Origin of the sequence: Lederbergia ruris (assembly GCF_018332955.1) — a bacterium.
In the GTDB taxonomy this organism is placed as follows: domain Bacteria; phylum Bacillota; class Bacilli; order Bacillales; family Bacillaceae_C; genus Lederbergia; species Lederbergia ruris.
In genome coordinates this window covers 20402-47343 of sequence record NZ_BORB01000018.1, presented here as the reverse complement: position 1 = coordinate 47343, position 26942 = coordinate 20402, and the positions used below count along the sequence as shown (strand labels likewise).

Sequence of the window (26942 nt, the reverse complement as noted above, 5' to 3'; positions counted from 1 at the left end):
CCTTCCTATGTTATTTTTTGTACAAAAACCTTATTGTGATGGTGTTTTGGGCGCATTTCCAAATAGTCCAATATGGAACCCTTATTGAATTGAAGTCTTTGTAATGTAAATGTTAACCAACTGATATAAAAGTTATGTAATTTTGGAGTATACTCTATAAAGGAGTTTTAGTCATGTTATTTGATACACATTGCCATGTAAATGATGAACAATTTGCAGAAGATCTTGAAGCAACCATGGAAAGAGCGAGCGCCGCGGGTGTTCAATATATGGTTGTAGTCGGGTTTGACCGCCCAACTATTGAAAAGGCACTTGAAATTGTTGAACGATATGATCATGTCTACGCAAGTGTCGGCTGGCATCCTGTTGATGCCATTGATATGCAAGAGGAAGATCTTGTCTGGCTTGAAGAAGTTGCGGGACACCCCAAGGTTGTAGCACTTGGAGAAATGGGCTTGGATTATCATTGGGATAAGTCCCCAAAGGAAGTCCAGAAGAAAGTGTTCCGTAAGCAAATTCAACTAGCTAAAAGGCTAAATTTACCAATTATTATTCATAATCGAGAAGCAACAGAAGATATTATAACGATTTTACGAGAAGAAAAAGCTGAGCAAGTGGGCGGAATTATGCATTGTTTTAGTGGAAGCCCCGAAATAGCACAAGAATGCTTAGCTATGAATTTTTACATTTCTCTTGGAGGACCCGTTACGTTTAAAAACGCTAAGAAGCCGAAGGAGGTAGCGATCCAAGTGCCAATGGATCGTTTATTGGTGGAAACGGATTGTCCGTACTTAGCTCCCCATCCTTATAGAGGAAAAAGAAATGAACCTGCCTATGTAAAATTAGTAGCAGAGCAAATTGCAGAGTTAAAAGGTTTAAGTATACAAGAGGTTGCTCAACAAACAACGGCTAATGCTAAAAAAGTATTCGGCATTGATTGATAAAAGCGGCCTACATCCTGTAGGCCGGACGGCTTAGCCATTTTCCCGCTTCTTTAGCCATTCATCTTATGTGAAACGCTTGCGTTTTTCTTGTGAGTTATCCGTTTATTCTACAAACTTTGCCTCTTTCATAAAGGAATTGTCGAGAAGTTTCTCTTTCTTTTTCAAATCTATCTGTTCATAATAGGTTTTACCTTGTGAAAGAGAAGGGGGTTGACAACTAAACACCTTTATGTAAAACTCTCGAAGAAGAAGAAGGAGGAGTGTTTTGATGAACACAACACCTAAAAAGAGTTTCATTTTTTCATCAATGACACGTAAGAAATTAGGCATTTTAATTGCTAGTTTCATAGTTTTTTCAGCTACTTTGAGCGTACTTACGTATGAAGGGACAAAGAAAACGGTGGCCCTTTCAATAGACGGAGAAGAAATGACAGTTAAAACCCATGCCAATACTGTAGGGGATATTCTAGATGAGCTTGAAGTTGCGGTGAAAGATACGGATTACTTGTCTCATCCGATGGAAACACCTGTCAAAAACGACTTAAATGTTGTGTGGGAAAAAGCAAAGCAAGTCGCGGTGAAGGATGATGATGAAGAGACCGTATACTGGACAACAGCTAAGACAGTAGATGAATTCTTGGATGAGGAGAAAATTGACATCAACGAACATGATGAAATTGACTTTTCTATGCAGGATGAAATACAAGATCAATTACAGTTAAATATAGACCGTGCCTTTCTTCTAACTCTCCAAAATGGGAAGAAGAAAGAAGAGGTTTGGACCACTTCGACTACGGTCGCTGACCTTTTAAAGCAACACGACATTAAACTAGGTGATTTGGATCGTGTAGAACCAAATCTTAAAGAAGACGTGGAACCTAAGTCGGTAGTAAAAGTCATCCGCGTTGAAAAGGTCACCGATGTAGTGGAAGAGCCCATTGAGTATGCGCTTGTAACAAAAAAAGATTCAAGCCTAATGGAAGGAACTGAAGAGGTCGTTCAAGACGGAAAAGAAGGCCTTCTGAAAAAAGAGTACGAAGTAATAAAAGAGAATGGTAAAGAAGTAAAACGTAAGCTAGTGGCAGAGAAAACAGTGAGTGATAGCCAAGATAAAATTGTAGCTGTAGGGACGAAAGTGTTAGTTGCACAAGTGTCACGCGGCAAGTCAAACACAGCTTCAACAAGTAATGATGATGCTCCAAATAAAGGTGCTGCTCAAGAGGCTTCTACTCAAGAGGCTTCTACTCAAGAGGCTTCTGCTGCTCCACAAGGTGGAAATGAAATTACGATGAGTGCAACAGCTTATACAGCAAGTTGTAATGGTTGTTCTGGTGTCACAGCTACAGGGATTAATTTGAATTCAAATCCAAATGCCAAAGTGGTTGCTGTTGATCCGAGTGTTATTCCCCTTGGCTCTAAAGTATGGGTAGAAGGTTACGGATATGCGATAGCAGGTGACACGGGTGGTGCAATTAAAGGAAATCGGATTGATTTATTTGTACCAAGTAAAGATCAAGCATATCGTTTTGGGCGAAAAAATGTAAAAGTACGGGTATTGAATTAAATAGATGGGGAGCAGGGAATATATTTCTCTGCTTTTTTTTCGTTTAAACAAATGCTTGCACTTGTGTGATAAAAATGTCTGGTTGTGGATAAAGTTAAACCTAATGTTATAATTTAAAAAAAGACGATTACCTTTTGTTCCACTGGCATGATCCAAAAGATAATCGTCAAGAAGATAGGGGAAAACTATCTTACTATATATAGACGTATAAGAATCAAAAACGTTTCACTTTTTTGGAGGAAAAATGAAAATAAAAGAAATAATTGTGGTAGAAGGTAAAGATGATACCCGAGCTATTCATAAATCAGTTGATGCAGACACGATTGAAACAAATGGTTCCGCTGTCTCTCGGGAGACGATCGAGAAGATTAAGCATGCACAAAAGGTAAGAGGTGTGATTGTTCTAACAGATCCTGATTTTCCAGGTGAAAAGATCCGAAAGACCATTTCTGAACAAGTGCCAGGTTGTAAACATGCTTTTATTGATAAGAAAAAGGCAATTGCTCATAATGGGAAGGGTCTTGGAGTGGAACATGCTTCCGTAGAAGTGATCCAGGAAGCATTGAGAGAAGCTCAGCCTATGTTGGAGTCACAACCAGAGGTCATTACAAAGGAAGATCTACTAGCAGCTGGATTGATTGGGGAACCAAAGTCAAAAGAACGAAGAGAAAGAATCGGCCAATTATTAAAAATTGGTTATACAAACGGAAAACAGCTTCATAAGCGATTAAGGATGTTTCAGGTTTCGAAAAGTGACTTTGAACAGGCGCTAGAAGAGATTTTCCAAGAGGAGCGTACATAATGCAAAAGGATATTGCTACTCCGATACGGACGAAGGAAATTTTAAATAAATATGGTTTTTCATTTAAAAAGAGTTTAGGGCAAAATTTCTTAATTGATCCTAATATTTTGCGAAATATTACTGAGGTAGCTGGTTTGACAAAGCATTCAGGTGCAATTGAAATTGGCCCAGGTATCGGTGCTTTGACTGAGCATTTAGCAAGAACTAGCAAAAAAGTGCTGGCATTTGAAATCGATGGCCGTTTGCTGCCGATATTAGAAGATACTTTGTCTCCTTATGCAAATGTCGAAATTCTTCATCAAGATGTACTGAAGGCCAATCTAAAGACCGTGATTGCGGAGAAATTCGATGGTATAGAGGATTTAATGGTTGTGGCGAATCTCCCATATTATGTAACAACACCGATTATTATGAAGTTATTGGAGGAACGTCTTCCTTTACGGGGAATCGTCGCTATGTTGCAAAAGGAAGTGGCTGATCGAATTTCAGCGAAGCCAGGGACAAAGGAATATGGTTCTTTGTCTATTGCTATCCAATATTACACAATACCAGAAACGGTAATGATTGTTCCCAAAACTGTTTTTATGCCACAACCTAATGTGGATTCTGCTGTTATTCGGCTGATAAAAAGGGAGCAGCCAGTCGTTCAAGTTTTGAATGAGGAATTCTTTTTTGACATCATCCGTAAATCTTTTGCGCAAAGACGTAAAACGATTTTAAATAACTTATCAAATGGACTTGGAAAGGATCAAAAGGAATTTATCTTGGACGCTCTGCATAAAACTGATATTGATCCTAAAAGACGTGGTGAAACACTCACAATCGAGGAGTTTGGGAAATTAAGTGATTCATTATGGGAATTCGTCAACCCAAATAGTTAATTCATTGCATGCACACGGCATACGAACCGTGCATAGCCTAATAGAGAATGAATGCTAATTTTCTGGAGTTGACGGCTGTGGTAGAGCTCAATATGATTGTGGGCCGCGTATCATATAACTGTGACATTATTTTTAGAGTAACCGATATCCTTGAAGAAGATGGGGAAAAGATCGCTATTTTATATGGGGAAGATTATCGGCTAATAGCAGATGCACCGCTTGCTGATCTTCTTCCAATGGATAAGTCAGACCGACTTAAAAGGTCTACAACTGTTCGCTCGCTTGAAGATCAATCATTGGAGTTATTTCGGCAAGATCTAGACTTATTAATGCATAAACAGGAATTTAAAGCGACACAAGGGTATCGGCAGGATTTTGGGTATTTCCAATTACCGGGACGCATTCTACATCTTGATGGGGACCGTTCTTATTTAGAAAAATGTCTTCGTTTATATGATGAAATAGGTGTAACCGTATATGGTATTCACTGTAATGAAAAAGAAATGCATTATCAGATAGGGGATTTATTGGATTATTATCGCCCAGACGTTCTAGTCATTACCGGACACGATGCTTACTCTAAAACTAAGGGGAAGAAGTTTGACTTAAATGCTTATCGACATTCAAAATTTTTTGTTGAAACCGTGAGAGAAGCCCGAAAAAAGGTGCATAGTCTCGACCAATTGGTCATCTTTGCGGGAGCCTGTCAATCTCACTTTGAATCGCTTATACACGCTGGAGCTAATTTTGCTAGTTCACCACAACGGGTCAATATACATGCACTAGATCCTGTTTATATTGTAGCTAAAATTTGCTTTACTCCTTTTATGGAAAGAATCAATGTGTGGGATGTCTTACGCAATACATTAACAGGTGAGAAGGGGATAGGGGGAATCGAAACGAGAGGTGTGTTGCGAACCGGTATGCCTTATAAGCCTGTTATAGATGAATAACTTCTTTAAGAAGGATGTTCAGTAAGGATCAAATGGATGAACAAGGGATAAACGGCTAAGTTATGGATCAAAGGCTAAAGGCGCGCCGTCCTGGCGCAACGCCTTTGTAACCCACATCCTGTGGGTCTCCGTCCGCATGTCTTCGCCGTTTTGACCAACATCCTGTTGGGCCTCCACGATGTTTGATTGAATCGATCTAGCGGGCTAGGCGCTTTTAAAAATGCCATTTTCCCTCTTACTAATCGGTGTACTCATGCTTAACAGATCTTTTATACATAATTTTTAGAAATAGGTCCATACTAAAAAATGTAGGAAAATGGGCGATATTGTAGATAAAAAAGTGTTGACAACTTAACGTGAAGACTGTTAAAATTAATCATTTGTTTGACCATTTTTCCATCCTGTGTTATAATAAACATTAGTGAGGTGGAACCAATGCCAAAAACATTAGCAAGCATTAAACGATCTCTTGATTCAAATTTAGGAAGGAGATTAATGTTAAAAGCCAATGGAGGCCGCAGAAAGACAATTGAGCGTTCTGGGGTTTTGGCAGAAACTTATCCATCGGTTTTTGTCATCGAATTAGATCAAGAGGAAAATTCATTTGAACGTGTTTCCTATAGCTATGCAGATGTACTTACTGAAACAGTTGAACTAACATTTTTTGAGGATACAGCAGGTAGTTTAGCATTAGGACAGCAGTAAACAAAAATTGTTTACTGCTGTTTTTGCTTTTAGGATAGAAAGGTATAAATTTGGGCTAATTTTGGATCCAGTTCCGGTGCCCAGCGACTAGCTTCCTCGCATCCTTTAAATAGGCGCTTGCGATATGATTGAGTTACGTCGTGATTCCACTACTATCCAGGATAAAATTCTTCCTCCATGATCACAATAAAAAGGCGGGTAAAGGAGGAGTTTGTTTTGGGTCGTAGAAGAGGGATCATGTCTGATCAGATGAAAGAAGAGTTGGCAAAAGAACTGGGATTTTATGATGTTGTCCAGAAAGAAGGATGGGGCGGAATAAAAGCCAGAGATGCAGGGAATATGGTGAAAAGAGCCATTGAAATTGCTGAAGAACAACTTTCTAATAAACCTGATAATTTGTGATCTGAATCAACCTTGAAACAAAATATAAATTCCCGCAGCCGAAGCCTCTTGCTTCGGCTTTCTTTATGTCTAAGGCTCTCTTATATACCTTATCTACACCACTATAACAATTATTTTTTTAGAAGAGGAAAGAGATTTTATGAATCCTTTCTCTTTCATGTTAGAATAAAGTATCTAGCGTCCTACGCAACAATTTGGTATGATTTATTTTATTCAAATGAACGTAAAGTGAACGTCTTAAACGGGCGCTTGCGCTTTTCTTAACGGGATAGGAAAGTATAAAAATTGGCCAATGTTTAGATCTAGCTCCAGCGCCTAGCCCCTCGAGGTCAAATAACCCTGAACCTATGAAGGGAAAGATCGCCCTTCATAGGTTCAGGAACATTTGCTTGTCGGGGCTGAGCAAGGCGCTTGCGCTTTTCTTAATAAACAGACGGGAAAATAAGCAGGTGAATTTCATGCGATTGTTGGTAAAAGCACCAGCAAAAATTAATTTATCCCTTGATATACTAGGTAAACGATCAGATGGATATCATGAGATCGAGATGGTTATGACGACCATTGATTTGGCTGACCGTTTAGAGTTGGTACCATTAGAAGAAGATCGAATTGAAGTGACTTCACAAAGTCGCTATGTTCCAGATGATCAGCGAAATTTAGCTTATCAAGCGGCTAATTTGCTAAAAACAAAATTTCAAATTCAACAGGGTGTAAAAATTTCAATTGATAAAGCTATTCCTGTAGCAGCTGGACTAGCAGGTGGCAGTAGTGATGCAGCAGCAGCTCTTAAAGGTCTTAATCAAATTTGGGGCCTTCATCTTTCGACCAATGAATTAGCCCAGATTGGTTCCGAAATTGGTTCGGATGTTTCTTTCTGTGTACATGGAGGAACGGCATTAGCGCAAGGAAGAGGAGAGAAAATCTCACCTCTACCGACACCGCCCAATTGTTGGGTGATTTTAGCTAAACCGGAAATAGGTGTATCCACAGCAGAAATATATAAGAACGTGAATATGAAAAATGTTGTCCATCCAAATACGAAAGCCATGATAAAGGCCCTGAAAGAGCAATCCTATGAGGGAATCTGTAACCATTTAGGAAATGCATTAGAAGAGGTCACTTTAAAAATGTATCCGGAAGTGGCCCTAATTAAAGAGCAAATGGAGAAATTCGGAGCGGATGCGGTATTGATGAGCGGTAGTGGGCCTACTGTTTTTGGCCTTGTACAGCATGATTCAAGGCTTCACAGGGTTTATAACGGCTTGCGGGGATTCTGCAGTCAAGTATTTGCTGTTAGAATGTTAGGACATTAATGGAAGTAAGTTAATCTTGTTTATATCCGTACGAACATGTATATTTATTATATTATCATTCGTATTTTGGTTTTGCAGGAGGTAAAGGAATGAAATTTCGTCGCAGCGAGCGCCTTGTAGATATGACTTATTATTTAATGAACCATCCACGAGAGCTTGTGTCATTGACCCACTTTTCAGGTTTATATCAGGCGGCAAAGTCTTCTATTAGTGAGGATTTGGTGATTATAAAGGAGACCTTTGAAAATAGAGGAATCGGCACACTTCAAACTGTGTCCGGAGCCGCTGGTGGGGTTAAGTATATTCCGAAAATCAAACAAGAGGAAGCCGAGGAATTTATCCAACATTTATGTGAGTTAATTGCTGATCCCGATCGCTTGCTTCCTGGCGGTTATCTCTATATGACGGATTTATTAGGGGATTCGCAAATTTTAAATGAAGTGGGAAAGTTGCTAGCATCAGCTGTATCGGATTTAAATATTGATGTGGTGATGACAGTGGCTACAAAGGGTATTCCGATAGCTCAAGCCGTTGCACATCATTTGAACGTACCTTTTATTATTGTTAGAAGAGATAACAAAGTAACAGAAGGATCAACAGTGAGTATTAACTATGTTTCTGGATCCTCCAAACGCATTCAAATGATGTCTCTCTCAAAGCGTAGCTTAAAAGAAGGCTCTCGTGTTTTAATCGTTGACGACTTTATGAAAGCCGGGGGAACGATTAATGGAATGGTTGATCTACTCAAAGAGTTTAATGCAACAGTTGCAGGGATCGGTGTACTAGTGGAGTCAGAGTATCAAGAAGAACGATTGGTTAACGAGTATATTTCTCTTGCTAAGTTGGCCAATGTTGATATGAAGGAAAAGAAAATCACTGTCGTAAAAGGGAATTATTTTTCTGGGCAAGTAGATTTTTTATAAAAAGAGGAATTTTATTCAAGGAAAGGGAGAGGACACATTATGAAAATTGTATCGACTAATCAAGCACCTGCAGCAATTGGCCCATATTCACAAGGGGTTATTGTGAATCAAATGTTTTATAGTTCAGGGCAAATCCCTTTGACTCCGGAAGGTGAAATTGTTTCCGGTGGTGTTGTGGAGCAGACGCATCAAGTCTTTCGCAATCTTCAGGCCGTATTAGAAGAGGCTGGCGCAACATTGGAAACCGTTGTAAAAACAACCGTTTTTATCAAAAATATGGATGATTTTGCGACTATTAATGAGGTGTATGGAAATTATTTTTCATCTCACAAGCCAGCTCGTTCTTGTGTGGAAGTAGCAAGACTACCAAAAGATGTATTACTAGAAATTGAAGTGATTGCTCAAGTAAAATAGCATTCGCCTCTTCTTCTCCCAACACCTTTTATAAGCAAGTTTACAAATTTTAAAAAAATTTGCGATATAAAGAAGGAGATTTGAATTTTATGTTGAATACATATTTATGTCGATCTTGGGAGAAGAAGGTGGTGAGCACAATGGAAGTAACCGACGTGAGACTACGACGTGTGAACACAGAAGGTAGAATGAGAGCGATTGCATCTATTACTCTTGATGAGGAATTCGTCGTACACGACATACGTGTTATTGACGGTAATAACGGATTATTTGTGGCAATGCCAAGCAAGCGCACTCCAGATGGAGAATTTCGGGATATTGCTCATCCGATCAATTCGAACACTCGCAGCAAAATCCAGGATGCTGTTTTGGCTGAATACCATCGTTTAGGAGAAGTAGGAGAACCAGAATTGGAAGAAGCTGGCGCCTCTTAAACAAATAAACATTGATTCAATGCCCTGCCTTTGAGCAGGGTTTTGTGTTTTGGGGAAGTAAAGTTGACTCAAATCGCCCAAGGCCAAATATCCTTCCAATTTCCCCCTATTTTTGTCAATCTCTTTATTATTTCCCTAATGATGCTTATACTAAACATATTGTGTCATCTTTTTATAGAAATTATTGGATTTCTTGAAAAAAACCATTAGATAAGATATATTCAATAATGGAAAAAAGGTTATTGGAGGGCCGTTTATGGCGAATAGATTTGCTGTTATTCTAGCAGCAGGACTTGGGACCCGTATGAAGTCGAAATTTTATAAAGTACTTCATCCGGTCTGTGGAAAACCGATGGTAGAACATATTGTTGATAATATTGCAAAGCTTCAGGTAAGTAAAACAGTAACCGTTGTTGGACATGGAGCGGAGCTTGTAAAGGCACAGTTAGAGGATAGAAGTGAATTTGTGATTCAGGAGAAACAGCTTGGCACAGCACATGCTGTCATGCAAGCTAAAGAATTACTAAATGGAGAAAAAGGGACAACACTTGTGATCTGTGGCGATACCCCTCTTATTAGTACCGATACTCTAGAAGCCCTCTTCGAAACACATAAGCAGCAACAAGCAAAGGCAACCATTTTAACAGCTTATACCGAAGATCCAACTGGTTATGGCAGAGTCATTCGTAATCACGCAGGCCAAGTTGAAAAAATTGTCGAACATAAAGATGCGAATGGCGAAGAAAGAAATGTGAAAGAAATTAACACTGGAATGTTTTGTTTTGACAATCTTGCTTTATTTGAAGCCCTCGAAGAAGTTTCAAATGATAATTCCCAAGGGGAGTATTACTTAACTGATGTCATTGAAATTTTGAAGGCTAAGAATGAAACCGTGTCAGCTTTCCAAACAAAGGATTTCAATGAAACGATGGGAATTAATGATCGTTTGGCCCTATCTCGAGCAGAGAAGATTATGAGAACAAGAATAAATGAGAAACATATGGCAAATGGTGTGACCATCATTGATCCGGATAATACTTATATTGATACAGATGTGGAAATCGGAATGGACACCATTGTTTACCCTGGAACAGTTATGAGAGGAAAGACCATAATTGGGGATGATTGTCAGATTGGACCGCATAGTGAATTAGAAAATGCTGTCGTTGGTTCCAACACGAACATTCGCCAATCCGTTGTTCATGATAGCTCAATTGGTTCTCATGTTAATATTGGTCCTTATGCACATATCCGACCACAATCAACCATTCATGATGAAGTGAAGATCGGTAATTTCGTTGAACTTAAAAAGGTTGACTTCGGTAAGGGAAGTAAAGCCTCACACTTAAGTTATATTGGGGATGCTGAAGTTGGAACGAATGTTAACTTAGGATGTGGATCTATAACTGTGAATTATGACGGCAAGAACAAAGCCTTAACAAAAATTGAAGATAACGTTTTTGTCGGGTGTAATTCGAACCTTATTGCCCCTGTCACGATTAAGAAAAACTCCTATATAGCTGCAGGTTCAACGATTACAGATGATGTACCTGAAAAGGCCTTATCGATTGCCCGTGCTAGGCAGGTTAATAAAGAAGACTATGTCAAGAAACTAAATTTGAATAATTAATTGGAGGCGCAAAATGTCAAATCAATATCTTGACCCAAGCTTGAGAATTTTTTCCTTGAGCTCGAATCGTGCATTGGCGCAGGAAATTGCCGATGTTGTAGGAATAGAACTGGGGAAATGTTCGGTCCATAACTTTAGTGACGGTGAAATTCAAATTAATATTGAGGAAAGTATTCGTGGCTGTGATGTTTATGTTGTACAGTCGACAAGTTCCCCTGTCAATCATAATTTAATGGAGCTTTTAATTATGATTGATGCATTAAAGAGAGCTTCCGCAAAAACAATTAATATTGTTTTACCTTATTATGGTTATGCACGCCAAGATCGGAAGGCTAGAGCAAGAGAACCGATTACAGCAAAATTAGTCGCAAATCTAATTGAAACGGCAGGAGCTACCCGCCTGATTACGCTAGATCTACACGCCCCACAAATTCAAGGTTTCTTCGATGTTCCGATTGATCATTTAATGGGTGTGCCAATCTTAGGAGACTATTTTAAAGCAAAGAATTATTCGAAGGATGAAATTGTCATTGTTTCACCTGATCATGGTGGTGTAACTCGAGCTCGGAAGCTTGCAGATCGTCTGAAGGCTCCGATCGCGATTATTGATAAGCGTCGTCCTCGTCCTAATGTGGCAGAAATCATGAACATTGTTGGGAATGTAGATGGTAAGGTCGCTATATTAATTGATGATATCATCGATACCGCTGGAACGATCACCCTTGCTGCCAAGGCACTCGCAGAAAATGGAGCGAAAGAAGTGTATGCATGCTGTACACATCCCGTTTTATCAGGTCCAGCCATTGATAGGATTGAGAATTCTAATATTAAAGAATTAGTCATTACAAACTCTATTGCTCTTCCAGAGGAAAAGAAAATAGATAAAATTAAGGAGCTTTCTGTCGCTTCCCTATTAAGTGAAGCCATTATTCGCGTCCATGAAAACCTATCTGTAAGTACGTTGTTTGATTGATTGAATAAAATTGGTTTGTTTTAAAAATAAAGGATGAAAATCATGAAATACGTTTATTTTATGATTTTCATCCTTTTTTGTCTGAATTCTTCTACATAATACTAAAAAACAGTTGACATAGAAAATGGATTCAGGAATACTAATAATAAAAGAACACAGAATTTATGACCGAAATGATCGGTTATTTGGGTGGAGACCAATGAGATAACCCTAATTGAAAAAAGGTAGCCGGAATGCCGAGCAGTCCTTTTCTTCAATTAGGCTTTTTTTGTGTGCTTTGAGGTAAAATATTAGGGGGAGCGGATTGCAGATGAAACAGTATCAATATTATTTCTTTGATCTTGATGGGACTTTGCTTATGGGAGGTGAATTAATTCCACATGCACAGGAATTAATTGAAGAATTATATGTGCAAAAAAAGCAAGTGTTTTTTCTCACCAACCATCCCGTTCGTTCTAGGCAAATTTTAAGCAATGATTTACAATCTATGGGTTTACGCTTGACGGAAGATCAGCTTATAACCCCCATCGCAGCCTTAGAAAAGTATTTTCCTGAAGAGCATAAAAAAGAGGTCCAGCTTTATGTCATTGGTTCTACGATGATTAAGGACGAAATAAGAAATTTAGGTTTTCGGATAGTTGAAGAAGCTGCCTCAAACAGAGATCCTTCATATGTCGTTTTAGGAATGGCGCCTTCGATTACGTATACCGAATTGCAAGAAGGTTTCCATCTTTTGCAAAAAGGGAGAAAACTTATTTTGCTTAATCGTGATTTACTATGCCCAAATCCAAAAGGGTATTTAATTGATACAGGCTCGCTTGCACGATTGCTTGATCATCCGCACATTGTCCCAGATCCGGTTGTTCTGGGGAAACCGTCTTTCTGGATGCAACAGGCAATCCGGCAACAAAATGCGGGGAATTGCCATCTATCGGTTATTATCGGAGACTCATTGCCGAGCGATATTGCCATTGGGGAAGCAATGGGAATCGATACATGCCTCGTACTTACTGGGGTCACATCGGAAGACGAATTAGCTAAGCATGAGCAGCAGCCAACTTTTGTGTATAATAGTGTCAGCGATATTTATCTTGAAATAAAGGAGCAATCATATGTTTAAACAGCCCTATATCTATACGATAACTAGTTGGGATCAGGCTGAAAAGTGCCTGCAATCTTCTTATAAGACCGTCTTTTTATTAACGGGGAAAATGATGGATTTGCCGGAATACGTTTATCAATTGCAAAATGCAGGTAAGACCGTGTTTGTCCATGTTGACTTTATTTCTGGAATCGAGTGCCATACACCAGATGGCATGAATTATGTTGCAGAAGTGATTGCGCCAGATGGCATTATTAGCACGCGCAGTCAATCGATTATCCAAGGCAAGAAAAATGGGCTAAAAACGATTCAGCGTATTTTTCTTATTGACACACATGCAATGGAAAAGGCAATTGAGACAGCAATCAAAATCCAACCTGATGCCATTGAAGCAATGCCAGGTTTGATGCCGCGCGTGATTACGGAGTTAGTAAACATTGTTCCTTTTCCTGTTGTTGCCGGAGGGCTATTTAAAACAAAGGAAGAAATGAGCGCTGCTTTGGAAGCAGGAGCGACAGCTGTATCAGCTAGCAATATTGGTGATGTTTAATCGGATCAAGCCAAGATGGGAAGCGGATCGCTCCATTAAATATAAGGTATTGGAAAAAATGTGCAAAAGCGACTTGACTTTGTAAGCGATTCCAATGATAATGAATAATAAGGTTTCGTCACGGAAACCTAGCATTAATTATATCCTAGTTTAATATAGTAATAACAAATCCGGGTGGAGACGATGAGACAACCCTAATTGATGAACTTCAATTAGGGTTGTTTTGCGTTTTTTCGGATGAACCCAAAACAAATGAAAGGATTGAGGGGGAAAATGAAAAGATCGCTAGTTATTTATCTCGGTTTCATGGTCCTGTTATTGTTAGCTGGTTGTCAGAATGGTGGTCAAGACGCGAGTAAGGATGTGGGTAAAGATGCAGGTGAACCTGAACCAGAAGCGGTGGATGAATCTGTGTTTGATGAACCTGTCACATTAACGCTTTGGAATAAAGCGATGGGGATTATTGATCAGGAAAAGGCGGATGAGTTGTTTGCCCCTGCCCTTGAAAAATATCCGAATCTTACCATTGAGATGTTACAAGACGTCAATATTGAAGAGATGATGGCAGCAGGTACAGTGCCTGATTTGATCGCGACAAGTAATTATAGTTTATTGCAAGAGATTGATAGGGAGCTTGCAGGCGATATGTCCGATTTCTTTGAGGCAAAAGGCATTCCACTCGACCAGTTTAATCCAGCCATTGTGGAAAACTTGAATCATTTTGCGGAGCTAACAGGGAAGCCAGGAGCCATTTATGGAATGCCAGTTTCTATGAATCAGGGAGTGCTTGCCTATAATAAAGATATTTTTGATCAATTTGGTGTTTCTTATCCTGAAGCGGGGATGACATGGGATGAGGTGATCGAACTTTCTAAACAAGTGACTGGAAATGTAGGAGGAACGGATTATATTGGACTCTCTACAGGAGGGCCGCAAATGTTGACCCGCCCAAGATCCTTATCCGTCGTTGATGAAAATGGTAAAGCAGCCATTAATACACCTGAATACACAGAGGTTTTTAAGCAGCTTGAACAATTATACAAAATCCCAGGAGTTATAAACGGGGATCAATATAATTATGATTTTAACTTTTTCATGGAAGAGCGACGCTTGGCGATGGCGCCATACTGGTTCGCTGCCTTTACAAGTCGTATTCCAATATTGGAGGAAGCCGGAGTAAACTGGGGACTTACAAGCTTCCCGACAACATCCGAGCACCCAGACCTTGGAAGAGAAATTGACTATCACCTATTTTTAGTGCCTGAAACAGCAAAAAATCGCGAAGCGGCGATGCAGGCGGTGGCCGAGCTTGTGACTGAGGAAGCGCAAACGTATCTTGGGAAGGAAGTATTGCGTTTGAGTGTACTTGATAATGAAGATGTCCGCAATGCTTATGCAGAAGGAGCGGGATTATACGACCAAGAGGAACTCAATGAAGTGTTCTCTGTTGACCCAGCCCCAACCCCAACACCAACACTTTATGACGGTGAAATTTACTCAATTTTAGGAGAAGCACAGCGCAAGCTTGCGGTTGACAAAGTAGATATCAATACGGTTTTGCGGGAAGCGGAGGAGGAAGCTGACGCTAAAATCCAAGAATTACAGGAGAAAGAGAGTTAATTTGATAAAGGAGTGGCTTAAGAGCACGTTCCGTTTAACGGCTTAAAAGAGGATAACGCCGAGGGACCCCTGTCTGAGAGATATGGGGATGTACTCAAGTCACTTAACTTTTAACGAAAAGAGGGAATGAAATGCCTACGTCTTCTAGATCACTAAAGTTACTCGTTCTGTTAGGGTTGATAGGGATACTATTGGTTGCTTGTTCAAACAGTAATGGCGGTAGCGGCGCGACAGAAATTATTGCCCCTGATTTACAAGGGGATGATGATTCGGCAGAAACAGATTCATCGCAAGAAGAAGGGACGAATGAGGAAGAACCCGTTGTGATCACGATGGTGGATCGCTGGGATGAGGAGCGAATGCAGGATCGAATGGGTTTAGTAAATCATAAGATGGATCATGTTTCGATTCAACATATTCAAAGTGATGTCACGTCCGAGAATCTGCAAGAGATTATGGCTAGCGGTACAACGCCTGATATTATTACAGCCGGAGGAGTGCATATATTAGAAGAGTTAGATATGCTGCTTCCTTTAGATGATCTAGTCGAACAGTTTGATTTTGATTTAGACAGCCTTGATCCAGGACTTGTGGCACACATTAGAGCGCTCGATCCCGCCGGAGAAGGGCGATTAATCGGTATGCCGGATGGAACTGGCTACGCCACATTATATTACAACAAAGAAATCTTTGATCTATTCGGTGTACCTTATCCTGATCCAGAAAAAAGCATGACTTGGGATGAATTACTTGATTTAGCGCGAGAGATGACAGCGGAACGGAATGGAGTCAAATATATTGGTCTGCAGTTAAGTAGCGGCGACTCTGTTCGCGGTTCATCTCTTTCCTTGCCACTGCGTCAATTTGCCATTAATGCGACTGATCCCGAGACTGGAGAATCCCTAGTAACAAAGGATCCTCGTTTCAAGCAATATTTTGAATTGCTTTACGAATATTATCGAATTCCTAGTATCTATGAGTGGCAACAGGAGCATGATGGGGATATGTTCCAAAGTAATATGGCTGCTATGGCGATTGATTGGCAATCATTCTTAACTGGTGAATATGGAGAAATGGAATATACACAAGAAAATATTGAAATTGCTCCCCAACCAGTTTGGAAGGACCAACCGGATACGGGTCATTATCTTGGCACAACGCCAATGATGATTAATAAACATAGTGAAAATATTGAGCTTGCTTTTGAAGTGTTAATGGAATACGTCTCGAAGGAAAATCAAACAAGGAGAGCACGTACAGCAGCTGGTGGACCAGCCTATATTGACCCGGACCTGGAGGCACAATATGGACAGGATGATCCAGGTTATAAAGGCAAGAATGTCCTGGCATTTTATCAGCGAACACCAGCCGAATATGAACAAGTTAGCCGTTGGGATTCATTTGTTAATTACGATGAAACAATTTTAAAATTGGCAGAAACAGACATTGATGTGAATACGGCATTAAGAGAACTGGAAGAGGAGATCAATGTCGCTGTTGAAGAGGCGAAAGGTCAGCAATAAGAGTTTCATTTCCGAGGACTGTCGAAAGTAAAAGCATTTCGGCAATCCTCTTTTTGTACAAGGGAAATTTCTGCAAGGAAGTGACCAAACAGTTCCAATACCAATTTGCGAGGGGCATGCTCATTGAATTACAGTAGAACTAATTCCTTCCACGACTACACCACTCGGCTTTTGATGAGCCTGGTAGATTCCATAGATCATGTAGGTGATTCAATCCTGTAAGATGTAGGTTGGGAGCAAGCTACGACAAAGTATTGCGTCTTTAGCTGTTCTTTTTCTCTCCAGTCTGCTTACTTTGAAGTTTAATTTATTTTATGATAGGGTATAGATAGGAATATAGTATTTTGAATAATTGGGAGAGGTCGTGTCATTTATGGAATCAGTTTTAACTGCAAATCGTCGTGAACACGGACGTCGTTCACAATTAACAAAAATTCGCGAGCGGGGAGATATTCCAGCCGTTGTATACGGTTACCGAGTTGAAAATACACCAATCTTCGTCAACAGCATAGATTTTATTAAAACGATGCGTGAGGTTGGGCGAAATGGTGTTATATCCCTAGATTTAGGTGAAAATAAGGTCAATGTTATTCTTCATGAATATCAACAAGATCCAATTAAAAATGAAGTGTTACATGCCGATTTTCTAGCCGTTGATATGAAGCAAGAAATTGATGCTCTTGTACGTGTTGAACTAGTTGGTGAAGCGGAAGGAGCTAAGCAAGGTGGCATCACCCAACAAATTTTATATGAATTAAGTGTAACAGCAACACCAAACAATATCCCAGAAGTATTTGAAGTGGATATCACAGATTTACAAATAGGTGATACTTTAACAGTGGGAGATATAAAGGATAAATACAATATTACGATTAATCATGAAGAGATAGAAACGATTGCAACTGTACAGCCACCAAGAGAAGAAGAAGTGGAAGAGCCTTCCGATACTCAAACTGAGCCGGAAGTTATTGGTGAAGATAAATCTGCCGACGAATAATATAATAAGTGCAAACATGTTATATAAGAGTGAGAGTGCGCAGCCGAGGCAAGGCTGCGCTTTGTCGCTGTGCTCTTTAGAAAAGTGCAAGCGCCCGTTTAGCGACGTACAAAATTTGGTCATAAGGTTGAACGGCTAAGGGCGCGCCGTCCTGGCGCTTCGTCTGCACTAGTACATCCTTGTACGTCGCAACGCCGTTCTGACCAACATCCTGTTGGCCTGAGATAAAGGAAACACGATGAACCACGAAATGCGGAAGGCGGTTGCTTAGGGGCGACAAGCAAATGTTCCTGAACCTAGGAAGGGCGGTTTTTCCCTTCCTAGGTTCAGGGTTATTTGACCTCGAGCCCCTACCGCCTGTAGCTAGACACCGAAGGGTGAATCGATGTTGACTTACGCAAGCAGGTACCGAAAGTTTGCTAGTCGCTGGGCGCTGGAGCTAGATCAATTTTTACTTTCTTATTCCTTTAAAAATGACAGTTCTCTTGGGATGGCCTTTCCTGTATAATAAAGGGAATGGTCATTGTGATATGTATATTGGAGTGTTAAATGATGAAATTAATTGCTGGATTAGGAAATCCAGGTCGGTCATATAATCAAACAAGGCATAATATTGGCTTTGAAATCGTAGACCACTTAGCCGATCGATATGGTGTTCCTCTAACGAAAACAAAATTTAATGGTTTGTATTCTTTGCTTCATCATAATGGGGAAAAGATCCTTTTGGTCAAGCCTCTCACTTTTATGAATTTATCGGGAGACTGTATTCGCCCGATGATGGACTATTTTGAAATAAAGCAAGAGGATTTATTAGTGATTTATGATGATTTAGATTTGCCGGTAGGAAAGATTCGCTTGCGACAAAAAGGAAGTGCCGGTGGTCATAATGGAATAAAATCATTGATTGCCCATTTAGGTACACAAGAATTTAATCGTATTCGAGTAGGGATTAATCGGCCTCCTACGGGTATGACTGTACCGGATTATGTATTAGGGAAGTTCCATAAAGAGGAATGGCAACACATGCAGTCTGTTATTGATAAGTGCGGGGATGCTTGTGAGGCTTGGTTTGAAAAGCCATTCCCGGAAGTTATGAATCAATTTAATGCCTAATCATGAATAACTCCTTATAAACCTGTTCATACTATATGAACCGATTGTTTTGTAAGGAGGCTCGATCATGCAAGTTCATTATTTTTGCCGTCATTGTGCTACAATGGTAGGTAAAATCGAAGGTGAACTACTAACCGAGGAAGAATTAGGTATTCATCGATTAGACGAAAATGAAAAACAAGAAATGATTACTTATAGTGGAAATGGAGATATACAAATCCAAACGATTTGTGAGAATTGCCAAGGAGCTTTTGAGGAAAATCCCGATTTGCACCAGTATGACTTTTTAATTCATTAAACGCTTTGGAGTGACATCCAAAGCATTTTTCTGTTAGGCTCACAGGAAGTGGGTCAGAACGGCAAAGACATGCGGACGGAGGCCAACAGGATGTTGGTCACAAAGGCGTTGCGACGTACAGGAAGTACTAGTGCAAGGGAAGCGACAGGACGTCGCGATTTGACCTTGCCGCCAGGACGGCGCGCCTTTAGCCTTTGATCCATAATTTAGCCGTTTATCCTTATTCATTCTTATTACAACCACCTGGCGCTTTTCTCAAAAGCCTTTAGAAAAAGGAGTAAGTCATGGAATCATTAACAAATTTAATTTTACAACAAACAGAAATACAATCGATTTTGTCTGGAATACATGAGAATTTAGAAGAACAGCTTGTTTCAGGACTAACAGGTTCTGCAAGATCTGTGGTCATTGCGTCTGTTGCTAAAAAAACTGAAAAGTCTATTATCGTTGTCACTCATAATCTCTTACAAGCACAGAAGATTTACGAGGATTTACAGCAATTAATGGATGAAGAACGCTTATTTCTTTATCCGGCTAATGAATTGATTGCGGCGGAAATCGGAATTGCCAGTCCTGAGTTACGTGCGCAACGAATTGAGACGCTGAATTATATGGCATCTGGGCGACATGGTGTATTTGTTGTGCCTGTTGCCGGTTTAAGGAGAATTTTGCCTACTCCGACAGAATGGCGGAAACATCTACTGTCTATTGAGGTCGGAGGGGAGTTAAATGTAGAAGATGAAATTCTACGATTTGTAGAAATGGGGTATCAACGGACAGATATGGTGAGTGCCCCGGGTGAATTTAGTATGCGTGGGGGAATTATTGATATTTACCCATTAACTGAAACAGACCCCATTCGGATTGAACTATTTGACACAGAAGTAGATTCCATACGAACTTTTTCTTTAGAAGATCAACGGTCAAAGGAAAAGAGAGAAAGGGTTCTGATCGGCCCCGCTACTGAGTCACCTGTAAATAGTGAACAATTAAAGGCTATTGCCGTAAAATTGGAAGTTGCCTTAGCAAACTCCTTAAAAAAGATAAAAAGTCAAGAAGCAAAGGCAAGAATGGCGGAGAAGATTGGGTATGACTTAGAACAATTGCGGAATGGGCAGAAACCAGAGCAATTTTTCAAGTATTTATCTTTTGATTATGACCCTGCAGCAAGTTTACTAGATTATCTTTCTAGCAATGGTTTACTTATCTTTGATGAGATGAGCCGTATTCAAGAAATGAATGAAAGATTGGAGAAGGAAGAGGCAGAATGGTATACATCCTTATTGGAACAAGGAGAAATGGTGCATGATGTCCCCGTTTCACACCAATTTTCGGAACTATTGACTATCCATCGATCACAGCCTAAGATTTACCTTTCAATGTTTTTGCGACATATAGCGAATACAAACCCGCAAAATATTTCGAATATATCTTGTAAACTGATGCAAAACTTTCATGGCCAGATGCATTTATTAAAGGGAGAAATAGACCGCTGGCGTAAAAGTCAATTTTCGGTTATCTTTTTGGCCCCTAATAGAGAAAGAGCTGAAAAATTGCATTCCGTTTTAGAGGATTATGAAATTGAAGCGGCCATTGTGAATGAGCCGTTATCTGACATATCTGGTATTCAGATTATGAAGGGTTCTCTTACAACAGGTTTTGAATTACTTGGTTCTAAATTAGCAGTCATTACGGAAGAAGAAATCTTTAATAAAAAAACAAAAAAAGTAAAAAGAAAGCAAAAGTTATCGAATGCAGAACGAATTAAAAGCTATTCTGAATTACAAGTGGGCGATTATGTCGTTCATGTGAATCATGGGATCGGAAAATATCTTGGTATTGAAACACTTGTGATTAACGGAGTGCACAAAGATTATTTGCATTTAAGGTATCAAGGCAGTGACAAGCTATATGTACCTGTGGAACAAATCGATTTAGTGCAAAAGTATGTTGCCTCTGAGGGAAAAGATCCTAAAATCTATAAACTGGGTGGCAGTGAATGGAAACGTGTTAAAAAGAAAGTGGAAACATCTGTTAAAGATATTGCAGATGATCTGATTAAGTTGTACGCCGAGCGGGAAGCGGCTAAAGGCTATGCTTTTTCACCAGATGGTGATATGCAAAGAGAGTTAGAAACGTCCTTCCCTTATCAAGAGACGGAAGATCAGCTACGTTCTATTGCGGAAATTAAGCGCGATATGGAAAGGGAAAGACCGATGGATCGGTTACTGTGTGGAGATGTTGGATACGGGAAAACAGAAGTAGCGATTCGGGCAGCTTTTAAAGCGATAATGGACGGAAAACAGGTCGCCTTTCTTGTGCCAACGACGATATTGGCCCAGCAACACTTTGAAACAGTGAAAGAAAGATTTCAAGATTATCCCATTAATATTAGTTTGCTTAGTCGATTCCGAACGAGGAAGCAACAAACGGAAACAGCGAAGGGCTTAAAAAATGGAACGATCGATATTGTGATCGGGACACATCGGCTTTTATCGAAGGATATTCAGTTCGCAGATTTAGGGTTATTAATTGTCGATGAAGAACAACGCTTTGGTGTAACCCATAAGGAAAAATTGAAACAGCTAAAGGCAAATATTGATGTTTTAACTCTAACAGCTACTCCGATTCCTAGAACTTTGCATATGTCGATGCTAGGCGTACGAGATTTATCTGTGATTGAAACACCACCGGAAAATCGCTTTCCGATCCAAACCTTCGTGATGGAGTATAATGGTTCCCTTGTAAAAGAATCGATCGAACGGGAACTAGCCAGAGGTGGCCAAGTCTATTTCTTATATAATCGTGTTGAGGATATTGAGAGAAAGGCAGAAGAAGTTTCATTGCTCGTACCTGATGCGAGGGTGGCCTATGCCCATGGACAAATGACAGAGACTGAATTAGAATCGGTCATCCTTAGTTTCCTCGATGGAGAATTCGATGTATTGGTGACAACAACGATTATTGAAACAGGAGTCGACATTCCCAATGTAAATACATTAATCGTCCATGATGCCGATCGGATGGGACTCTCCCAACTCTATCAATTACGAGGACGAGTGGGGCGTTCAAATCGAGTGGCTTATGCGTATTTTACGTATAGAAAAAATAAGGTACTGACAGAGGTTGCGGAAAAAAGGTTACAATCAATCAAGGAATTTACCGAACTAGGTTCAGGCTTTAAAATTGCTATGCGCGATTTGTCGATTCGAGGGGCCGGTAATTTATTAGGAGCCCAGCAACATGGCTTTATTGATTCAGTTGGTTTTGATTTATACTCGCAAATGCTGAAAGAGGCGATTGATGAGCGTAAAGGTGAAATCAATCAACAACAACTTCCCGCTTTTGAAGTTGAATTAGAATTGGATGCTTATATTCCAGATGCTTATATTAAAGACGGACAACAAAAGATTGAGATGTATAAACGCTTCCGGAATATTGAAACATTAGAAGAACTTGAGGAACTCCAAGAAGAAATGATCGATCGCTTTGGCGATTACCCTGAACAGGTTGAGCTATTATTTGCAGTGGCCGAAATTAAAGTCTATGCCAAAGAAGCGAAACTAGAATCGATTAAACAATCTAAATCAGAGATCACCATCCTCATGTCGGAGATCGGAACAGGTGAAACCGATGGATCAAAGGTGTTTAAAATCTGTAGCCAATTTGGCAGAAAAGTCGGGCTTGGAATGGATGGCTCGCAGTTAAAGATCACCATTCAAATCGGTAAAATGCCACAAGAAGAATGGTTGAAAATGGTCAAGAAAATGATGAAGGATTTAAAAAAAGCGCGGAAATAAGAAAAGTGGAAGGCAAACTTTCGGTGTCTGCTTACGTAAATAAGGAACTGCTGCATACCTTATCCAAAAAAATAAGTGAATTTATGAATAGAACTTCTCATCTGAAAGATACTAAATTTAACAACCGTTGGAAATGAAAGCAAAATAGCAGAGACACTCCCTTAGTTGGCAGAAGTTGCCAAGCGTAATTTTAGGATTGTGTCTTTGGAAATCATCAGATGAAAGTGAGGCAGCTTAAGATGAAAGCAACTGGAATCGTTCGTCGAATCGATGATTTGGGAAGAGTGGTTATCCCAAAGGAAATTCGCAGAACCTTAAGAATCCGTGAGGGGGATCCACTTGAGATTTTTGTGGATAGAGACGGCGAGGTTATTTTAAAAAAATATTCACCTATTAGTGAACTTGGGGATTTTGCTAAGGAATATGCAGAAGCCTTATTTGAAAGTCTAGGCAGTTCCATTCTAATTTGTGACCGAGATAGCGTCATTGCCGTTGCTGGAACTTCTAAAAAGGAATATATGAATAAACATAATGGTGAAGTGATTGAAAGATCAATGGCGGATCGTGCCTCCCGGATTGAAAAAAATGCCGGAAATACGATATTAGTGGAAGGAAATCAAGAAGAATTAACATCCTACGCTGTTTCACCTATTATTGCGAGCGGCGATCCAATCGGAGCTGTTGTGATCTTCTCTAAGGATCGCACGATTGGAGAAATCGAACAAAAATCCGCTGAAACAGCCGCCGGCTTTTTAGCAAGGCAGATGGAATCGTAATCGTATTATCTTATTGAATTGAATATGTGAAAGACCCGAGCGGGAATTCTATATTTTGCTCGGGTCTTTGTTATGTTTCGAATGAAGGAAGGATTTAAAACATGTTATAATATCTTTTATTTAGTATATTTATTGAAAGGCGAGAATGTGGATTGCCTACACAACCAACGAATCAATATATGAAGGGTGCGTTTATTTTAACTATCGCTGCCTTTATTGTAAAAATTTTAAGTGCCGTATATCGAGTTCCTTATCAAAACATCGTTGGCGATATCGGATTTTATATCTATCAGCAAGTATACCCGATCTATGGAATAGGAATGATATTGGCTACAGCTGGCTTTCCTGTTATTATTTCTAAATTAGCTGCTGAGGATGGAACTGGGAAGCGGGAATTTTTAGCTCATCGCATGCAGGCGGCTTTGATCACCCTTCTCTTTGTAGGGATTGTCTTATTTAGCTGTTTCTTCTTTGGTGCTTCCTTGATCGCCCAATGGATGGGAGATTCGCAGTTAACCTCTTTAATTCAAATGACAGCCTTTATGTTTCTACTTCTGCCATTCTTATCGATTAGTCGTGGCTATTTCCAAAGTACAGGAGATATGCTTCCTACTGCAACCAGCCAAGTAGCAGAGCAAACAGTGAGAGTGCTCATCATTATGATGGCGGCCATTATGTTAACCCGGCGAGGATACTCGCTTTATGATGTGGGGACAGTTGCAATTGCAGGGTCCTTTATTGGTGGAGCGATCGGAGTAGGAATCCTTCTCGTTTATATGATAAAAAGAAAAACGTACTTTTTATTTTTTATAAAGGGGTTATCTTGGAAGAAGCTTTATACCACGGCACAGATCGTTCTTATTCATGGAGCTGTTTTTTGTCTTAGTGGGATGGTGCTTATTTTATTTCAATTTGTCGATTCCTTTAGTATTTATTCTTTATTGACGAATTTGGGGGTAGAAATAGACGAGGCAAAAGCATTGAAGGGAATTTTTGACCGCGGACAACCGCTTATTCAATTAGGAACCGTTGTCGCTTCTTCTTTTTCTCTTGCACTCGTGCCAATTGTGACAGCCGCCTGGATGAAGGATGATGAACAAACCATCCGGATGAGAACAGCCAGTGCCATGAAAATCACGCTTGTGGTTGCGATAGGGGCCACTATAGGCCTTATAAACATTATGAAACCAACCAATACAATGTTATTTGCCAATGAGCAAGGCTCAGCAGTGCTATCCGTTCTAGCTGTTTCTATTTTGTTCAGTTCCTTGATTTTGATTTGTACAGGGATTTTACAAGCGCTAGGCCAAGTATTGGTTGTAGGGAAGTATATTTTAGTAGGACTCATCATCAAAATAATCGGCAATTATATTGCAGTGCCTTTATGGGGAACAATGGGAGCTTCCTTATCAACAGTCATCGGTTTAGCGGTGATGGCGATGCTATTCATTTGGCAGCTACACAAACGAGTTTCTATTCTTCCAACCATCAGAAAAGTACTTCCTTCCATTGGCTTAGCTGCATTAGGAATGACCCTTGTTTTACAATTGTGGTTATTCTTGTTTTCCTTTTGGGAAGGGGGACGTTTTATAAGTGCCGCCCTATCCTTGTCAAGTGTTGTTCTTGGGGCAAGCGTCTACTTAGGGATCATTTTAAAAAACGGGAGCTTAACAGAGGAAGAGCTTTCCTTTTTCCCATTTAGTAGTAAATTGAATCGCTTTAATTCGAATAGAAAGTGAGAAGGGTTAGAATGAATCGAGAAATAACCGTGATCGGTTTAGGCTCTGGAGATTTGGATCAATTGCCTTTTGGAATATATAAATTATTAAAGCAAGAGAAGCCACTCTTTTTGCGAACGAGAGAACATCCTGTCGTATTAGAATTAATAGATGAAGGGCTTGTCTTTGAATCATTCGATGATATCTATGAAAAACATGAAGATTTTGCTGGCGTTTATGAGGAAATTACCCAGTTTTTATTGAATAAGGCCGAGAAGGAATCGATCACCTATGCAGTTCCTGGTCACCCCCTTGTCGCTGAAAGAACGGTTCAACTTTTATTAGAATGGGCTCCGAAAAAAAATATTGAGATCCATATACAAGGAGGACAAAGCTTTTTGGATGCTTTGTTTACCGCCCTGAAGGTGGATCCCATTGAAGGATTCCAACTTTTAGATGGAACTTCATTAAAGAGAGATGAAATTCAAATATTCCAGCATGTCATTGTTGGACAAGTGTATGATCCTTTTGTGGCTTCGAACATAAAACTGACTCTTATGGAAAAGTACCCCCATGATTACGAGGTGTGGCTTGTGACCGCAGCGGGGAGTAAGCGGGAGAAAATCAGGAAGCTCCCTCTGTATGAATTAGATCACGGTATCACGTTGGACAATTTAACAAGTTTATATGTTCCCCCTATTGTTGAACAGGAGCAGGCTTATAAAGAATTTTCGACTTTACGGCAGATTATTGCGGATTTACGGGGACCCAATGGTTGTCCTTGGGACCTGAAGCAAACCCATCTTTCTTTGAAAAAATATCTGATTGAAGAAGCCTATGAGCTGTTAGCGGCTATTGATCAGGACGATATTGGAAATATGATTGAAGAGTTAGGGGATGTTTTATTACAAATCATGCTTCACGCCCAAATTGGGGAAGACGAAGGAATGTTCTCAATTGAAGATGTGCTAGAATCGATCTCCAGAAAAATGGTTCGTCGTCATCCCCATGTATTTGGTGATGTTAAGGTACGTGATGCTGAAGAGGTTACAGTAAATTGGGACAAAATCAAAGCAACGGAGAAAGATAGAGATGATTCTATTTTAGCCGAAACGGCAAAAGGCTTACCTGCTTTAATCAAAGCTTATAAATATCAAAAGAAGGCAGGGAAACTAGGGTTCGATTGGGGAGAAGCACAAGAAGCTTGGGAAAAAGTTAAGGAAGAAATGCAGGAATTAGAGATAGAGATGGCGAAAGTAAATAAACAAGAGCAAATGAAAGAATTAGGGGATCTATTATTTGCAGTTGTGAACGTTGCTCGTCTATTGAACATACATCCTGAAGAAGCACTTGAAAGTACAAATGAAAAATTTGCCCGTCGCTTTACTTACATAGAAGAGAAAGTACGAGAAAGCGGAAAAGGCTTTGAGGCCTATACCCTTGAGCAGCTTGATCAGTTTTGGGATGAGGCAAAGGAAAAAGAATGATATAAGAGGTGAGGGCATGA

24 protein-coding genes are annotated in these 26942 nt (G+C 39.9%); all 24 read left to right on the top strand.

Features of this window, described 5'->3' with window-relative positions; translation table 11 throughout:
• The first annotated feature begins 173 nt into the window (after positions 1–173).
• On the top strand, positions 174–941 hold the full coding sequence (locus KI363_RS11725; protein ID WP_158323744.1) for a TatD family hydrolase: 768 nt from the start codon (positions 174–176) through the stop codon (positions 939–941).
• A gap of 271 nt (positions 942–1212) precedes the next feature.
• Positions 1213–2508, top strand: a complete 1296-nt coding sequence (locus KI363_RS11720) for a resuscitation-promoting factor (protein ID WP_212966398.1) — start codon at positions 1213–1215, stop codon at positions 2506–2508.
• Between the two features lie 244 nt (positions 2509–2752).
• Positions 2753–3310 carry a ribonuclease M5 gene (gene rnmV, locus KI363_RS11715; protein WP_158323746.1) on the top strand — a complete coding sequence of 186 codons (558 nt, stop codon included), beginning with the start codon at positions 2753–2755 and terminating at the stop codon, positions 3308–3310.
• The gene (gene rsmA / locus KI363_RS11710; protein WP_158323747.1) at positions 3310–4191 is read left to right on the top strand and encodes a 16S rRNA (adenine(1518)-N(6)/adenine(1519)-N(6))-dimethyltransferase RsmA; all 882 of its coding nucleotides are present in this window, start codon (positions 3310–3312) and stop codon (positions 4189–4191) included. Before rnmV ends, rsmA begins: the two co-directional genes overlap by 1 nt.
• A gap of 47 nt (positions 4192–4238) precedes the next feature.
• On the top strand, positions 4239–5144 hold the full coding sequence (yabG, locus tag KI363_RS11705; RefSeq protein WP_158323748.1) for a sporulation peptidase YabG: 906 nt from the start codon (positions 4239–4241) through the stop codon (positions 5142–5144).
• A 435-nt stretch (positions 5145–5579) separates the two neighbouring features.
• Entirely contained in the window at positions 5580–5849 is a 270-nt protein-coding gene (gene veg, locus KI363_RS11700) for a biofilm formation stimulator Veg (RefSeq protein ID WP_057987673.1), read from the top strand.
• A gap of 216 nt (positions 5850–6065) precedes the next feature.
• Entirely contained in the window at positions 6066–6251 is a 186-nt protein-coding gene (locus KI363_RS11695) for a small, acid-soluble spore protein, alpha/beta type (protein ID WP_158324327.1), read from the top strand.
• A 458-nt stretch (positions 6252–6709) separates the two neighbouring features.
• Complete coding sequence (gene ispE / locus KI363_RS11690; RefSeq protein ID WP_158324328.1) at positions 6710–7564, top strand: 4-(cytidine 5'-diphospho)-2-C-methyl-D-erythritol kinase; 855 nt, start codon at positions 6710–6712, stop codon at positions 7562–7564.
• 89 nt (positions 7565–7653) lie between these two features.
• Entirely contained in the window at positions 7654–8487 is an 834-nt protein-coding gene (gene purR, locus KI363_RS11685) for a pur operon repressor (protein WP_158324329.1), read from the top strand.
• A 39-nt stretch (positions 8488–8526) separates the two neighbouring features.
• Complete coding sequence (locus KI363_RS11680) at positions 8527–8901, top strand: RidA family protein (protein WP_158324330.1); 375 nt, start codon at positions 8527–8529, stop codon at positions 8899–8901.
• A 140-nt stretch (positions 8902–9041) separates the two neighbouring features.
• Positions 9042–9335, top strand: a complete 294-nt coding sequence (gene spoVG / locus KI363_RS11675) for a septation regulator SpoVG (protein WP_057987739.1) — start codon at positions 9042–9044, stop codon at positions 9333–9335.
• A 256-nt stretch (positions 9336–9591) separates the two neighbouring features.
• Positions 9592–10965 carry a bifunctional UDP-N-acetylglucosamine diphosphorylase/glucosamine-1-phosphate N-acetyltransferase GlmU gene (glmU, locus tag KI363_RS11670; RefSeq protein ID WP_212966397.1) on the top strand — a complete coding sequence of 458 codons (1374 nt, stop codon included), beginning with the start codon at positions 9592–9594 and terminating at the stop codon, positions 10963–10965.
• Between the two features lie 13 nt (positions 10966–10978).
• Positions 10979–11938, top strand: a complete 960-nt coding sequence (locus KI363_RS11665; protein WP_212966396.1) for a ribose-phosphate diphosphokinase — start codon at positions 10979–10981, stop codon at positions 11936–11938.
• A 310-nt stretch (positions 11939–12248) separates the two neighbouring features.
• The gene (locus KI363_RS11660; protein ID WP_158324333.1) at positions 12249–13058 is read left to right on the top strand and encodes an HAD-IIA family hydrolase; all 810 of its coding nucleotides are present in this window, start codon (positions 12249–12251) and stop codon (positions 13056–13058) included.
• Positions 13051–13590, top strand: coding sequence for a glycerol-3-phosphate responsive antiterminator (locus tag KI363_RS11655; protein WP_158324334.1), 540 nt, complete (start codon positions 13051–13053; stop codon positions 13588–13590). Before KI363_RS11660 ends, KI363_RS11655 begins: the two co-directional genes overlap by 8 nt.
• 273 nt (positions 13591–13863) lie before the next feature.
• Positions 13864–15210, top strand: a complete 1347-nt coding sequence (locus KI363_RS11650) for an ABC transporter substrate-binding protein (RefSeq protein WP_212966394.1) — start codon at positions 13864–13866, stop codon at positions 15208–15210.
• A 131-nt stretch (positions 15211–15341) separates the two neighbouring features.
• The gene (locus KI363_RS11645) at positions 15342–16733 is read left to right on the top strand and encodes an extracellular solute-binding protein (protein WP_158324336.1); all 1392 of its coding nucleotides are present in this window, start codon (positions 15342–15344) and stop codon (positions 16731–16733) included.
• 373 nt (positions 16734–17106) lie between these two features.
• Positions 17107–17730, top strand: coding sequence for a 50S ribosomal protein L25/general stress protein Ctc (locus KI363_RS11640; RefSeq protein WP_158324490.1), 624 nt, complete (start codon positions 17107–17109; stop codon positions 17728–17730).
• Between the two features lie 552 nt (positions 17731–18282).
• Entirely contained in the window at positions 18283–18843 is a 561-nt protein-coding gene (pth, locus tag KI363_RS11635) for an aminoacyl-tRNA hydrolase (RefSeq protein ID WP_158323857.1), read from the top strand.
• Positions 18844–18910: 67 nt separating this feature from the next.
• Positions 18911–19141, top strand: a complete 231-nt coding sequence (fin, locus tag KI363_RS11630) for an anti-sigma-F factor Fin (protein WP_158323853.1) — start codon at positions 18911–18913, stop codon at positions 19139–19141.
• 284 nt (positions 19142–19425) lie between these two features.
• Positions 19426–22941, top strand: coding sequence for a transcription-repair coupling factor (gene mfd, locus KI363_RS11625; protein ID WP_158323852.1), 3516 nt, complete (start codon positions 19426–19428; stop codon positions 22939–22941).
• 239 nt (positions 22942–23180) lie between these two features.
• The gene (gene spoVT, locus KI363_RS11620; RefSeq protein WP_158323851.1) at positions 23181–23717 is read left to right on the top strand and encodes a stage V sporulation protein T; all 537 of its coding nucleotides are present in this window, start codon (positions 23181–23183) and stop codon (positions 23715–23717) included.
• Between the two features lie 152 nt (positions 23718–23869).
• Positions 23870–25456, top strand: a complete 1587-nt coding sequence (locus KI363_RS11615) for a putative polysaccharide biosynthesis protein (protein ID WP_158323850.1) — start codon at positions 23870–23872, stop codon at positions 25454–25456.
• Between the two features lie 11 nt (positions 25457–25467).
• A complete protein-coding gene (gene yabN / locus KI363_RS11610) occupies positions 25468–26922 on the top strand; it encodes a bifunctional methyltransferase/pyrophosphohydrolase YabN (protein WP_158323849.1) in 1455 nt (484 codons plus the stop codon).
• The last annotated feature ends 20 nt before the right edge of the window (positions 26923–26942 follow it).

Bases quoted from the DNA above. Each gene is read 5' to 3' on its own strand.
- KI363_RS11725 (WP_158323744.1), top strand. From the start codon at position 174: ATGTTATTTGATACACATTGCCATGTAAATGATGAACAATTTGCAGAA.
- KI363_RS11720 (WP_212966398.1), top strand. From the start codon at position 1,213: ATGAACACAACACCTAAAAAGAGTTTCATTTTTTCATCAATGACACGT.
- rnmV (WP_158323746.1), top strand. From the start codon at position 2,753: ATGAAAATAAAAGAAATAATTGTGGTAGAAGGTAAAGATGATACCCGA.
- rsmA (WP_158323747.1), top strand. From the start codon at position 3,310: ATGCAAAAGGATATTGCTACTCCGATACGGACGAAGGAAATTTTAAAT.
- yabG (WP_158323748.1), top strand. From the start codon at position 4,239: ATGAATGCTAATTTTCTGGAGTTGACGGCTGTGGTAGAGCTCAATATG.
- veg (WP_057987673.1), top strand. From the start codon at position 5,580: ATGCCAAAAACATTAGCAAGCATTAAACGATCTCTTGATTCAAATTTA.
- ispE (WP_158324328.1), top strand. From the start codon at position 6,710: ATGCGATTGTTGGTAAAAGCACCAGCAAAAATTAATTTATCCCTTGAT.
- purR (WP_158324329.1), top strand. From the start codon at position 7,654: ATGAAATTTCGTCGCAGCGAGCGCCTTGTAGATATGACTTATTATTTA.
- KI363_RS11680 (WP_158324330.1), top strand. From the start codon at position 8,527: ATGAAAATTGTATCGACTAATCAAGCACCTGCAGCAATTGGCCCATAT.
- spoVG (WP_057987739.1), top strand. From the start codon at position 9,042: ATGGAAGTAACCGACGTGAGACTACGACGTGTGAACACAGAAGGTAGA.
- glmU (WP_212966397.1), top strand. From the start codon at position 9,592: ATGGCGAATAGATTTGCTGTTATTCTAGCAGCAGGACTTGGGACCCGT.
- KI363_RS11665 (WP_212966396.1), top strand. From the start codon at position 10,979: ATGTCAAATCAATATCTTGACCCAAGCTTGAGAATTTTTTCCTTGAGC.
- KI363_RS11660 (WP_158324333.1), top strand. From the start codon at position 12,249: ATGAAACAGTATCAATATTATTTCTTTGATCTTGATGGGACTTTGCTT.
- KI363_RS11655 (WP_158324334.1), top strand. From the start codon at position 13,051: ATGTTTAAACAGCCCTATATCTATACGATAACTAGTTGGGATCAGGCT.
- KI363_RS11650 (WP_212966394.1), top strand. From the start codon at position 13,864: ATGAAAAGATCGCTAGTTATTTATCTCGGTTTCATGGTCCTGTTATTG.
- KI363_RS11645 (WP_158324336.1), top strand. From the start codon at position 15,342: ATGCCTACGTCTTCTAGATCACTAAAGTTACTCGTTCTGTTAGGGTTG.
- KI363_RS11640 (WP_158324490.1), top strand. From the start codon at position 17,107: ATGGAATCAGTTTTAACTGCAAATCGTCGTGAACACGGACGTCGTTCA.
- pth (WP_158323857.1), top strand. From the start codon at position 18,283: ATGAAATTAATTGCTGGATTAGGAAATCCAGGTCGGTCATATAATCAA.
- fin (WP_158323853.1), top strand. From the start codon at position 18,911: ATGCAAGTTCATTATTTTTGCCGTCATTGTGCTACAATGGTAGGTAAA.
- mfd (WP_158323852.1), top strand. From the start codon at position 19,426: ATGGAATCATTAACAAATTTAATTTTACAACAAACAGAAATACAATCG.
- spoVT (WP_158323851.1), top strand. From the start codon at position 23,181: ATGAAAGCAACTGGAATCGTTCGTCGAATCGATGATTTGGGAAGAGTG.
- yabN (WP_158323849.1), top strand. From the start codon at position 25,468: ATGAATCGAGAAATAACCGTGATCGGTTTAGGCTCTGGAGATTTGGAT.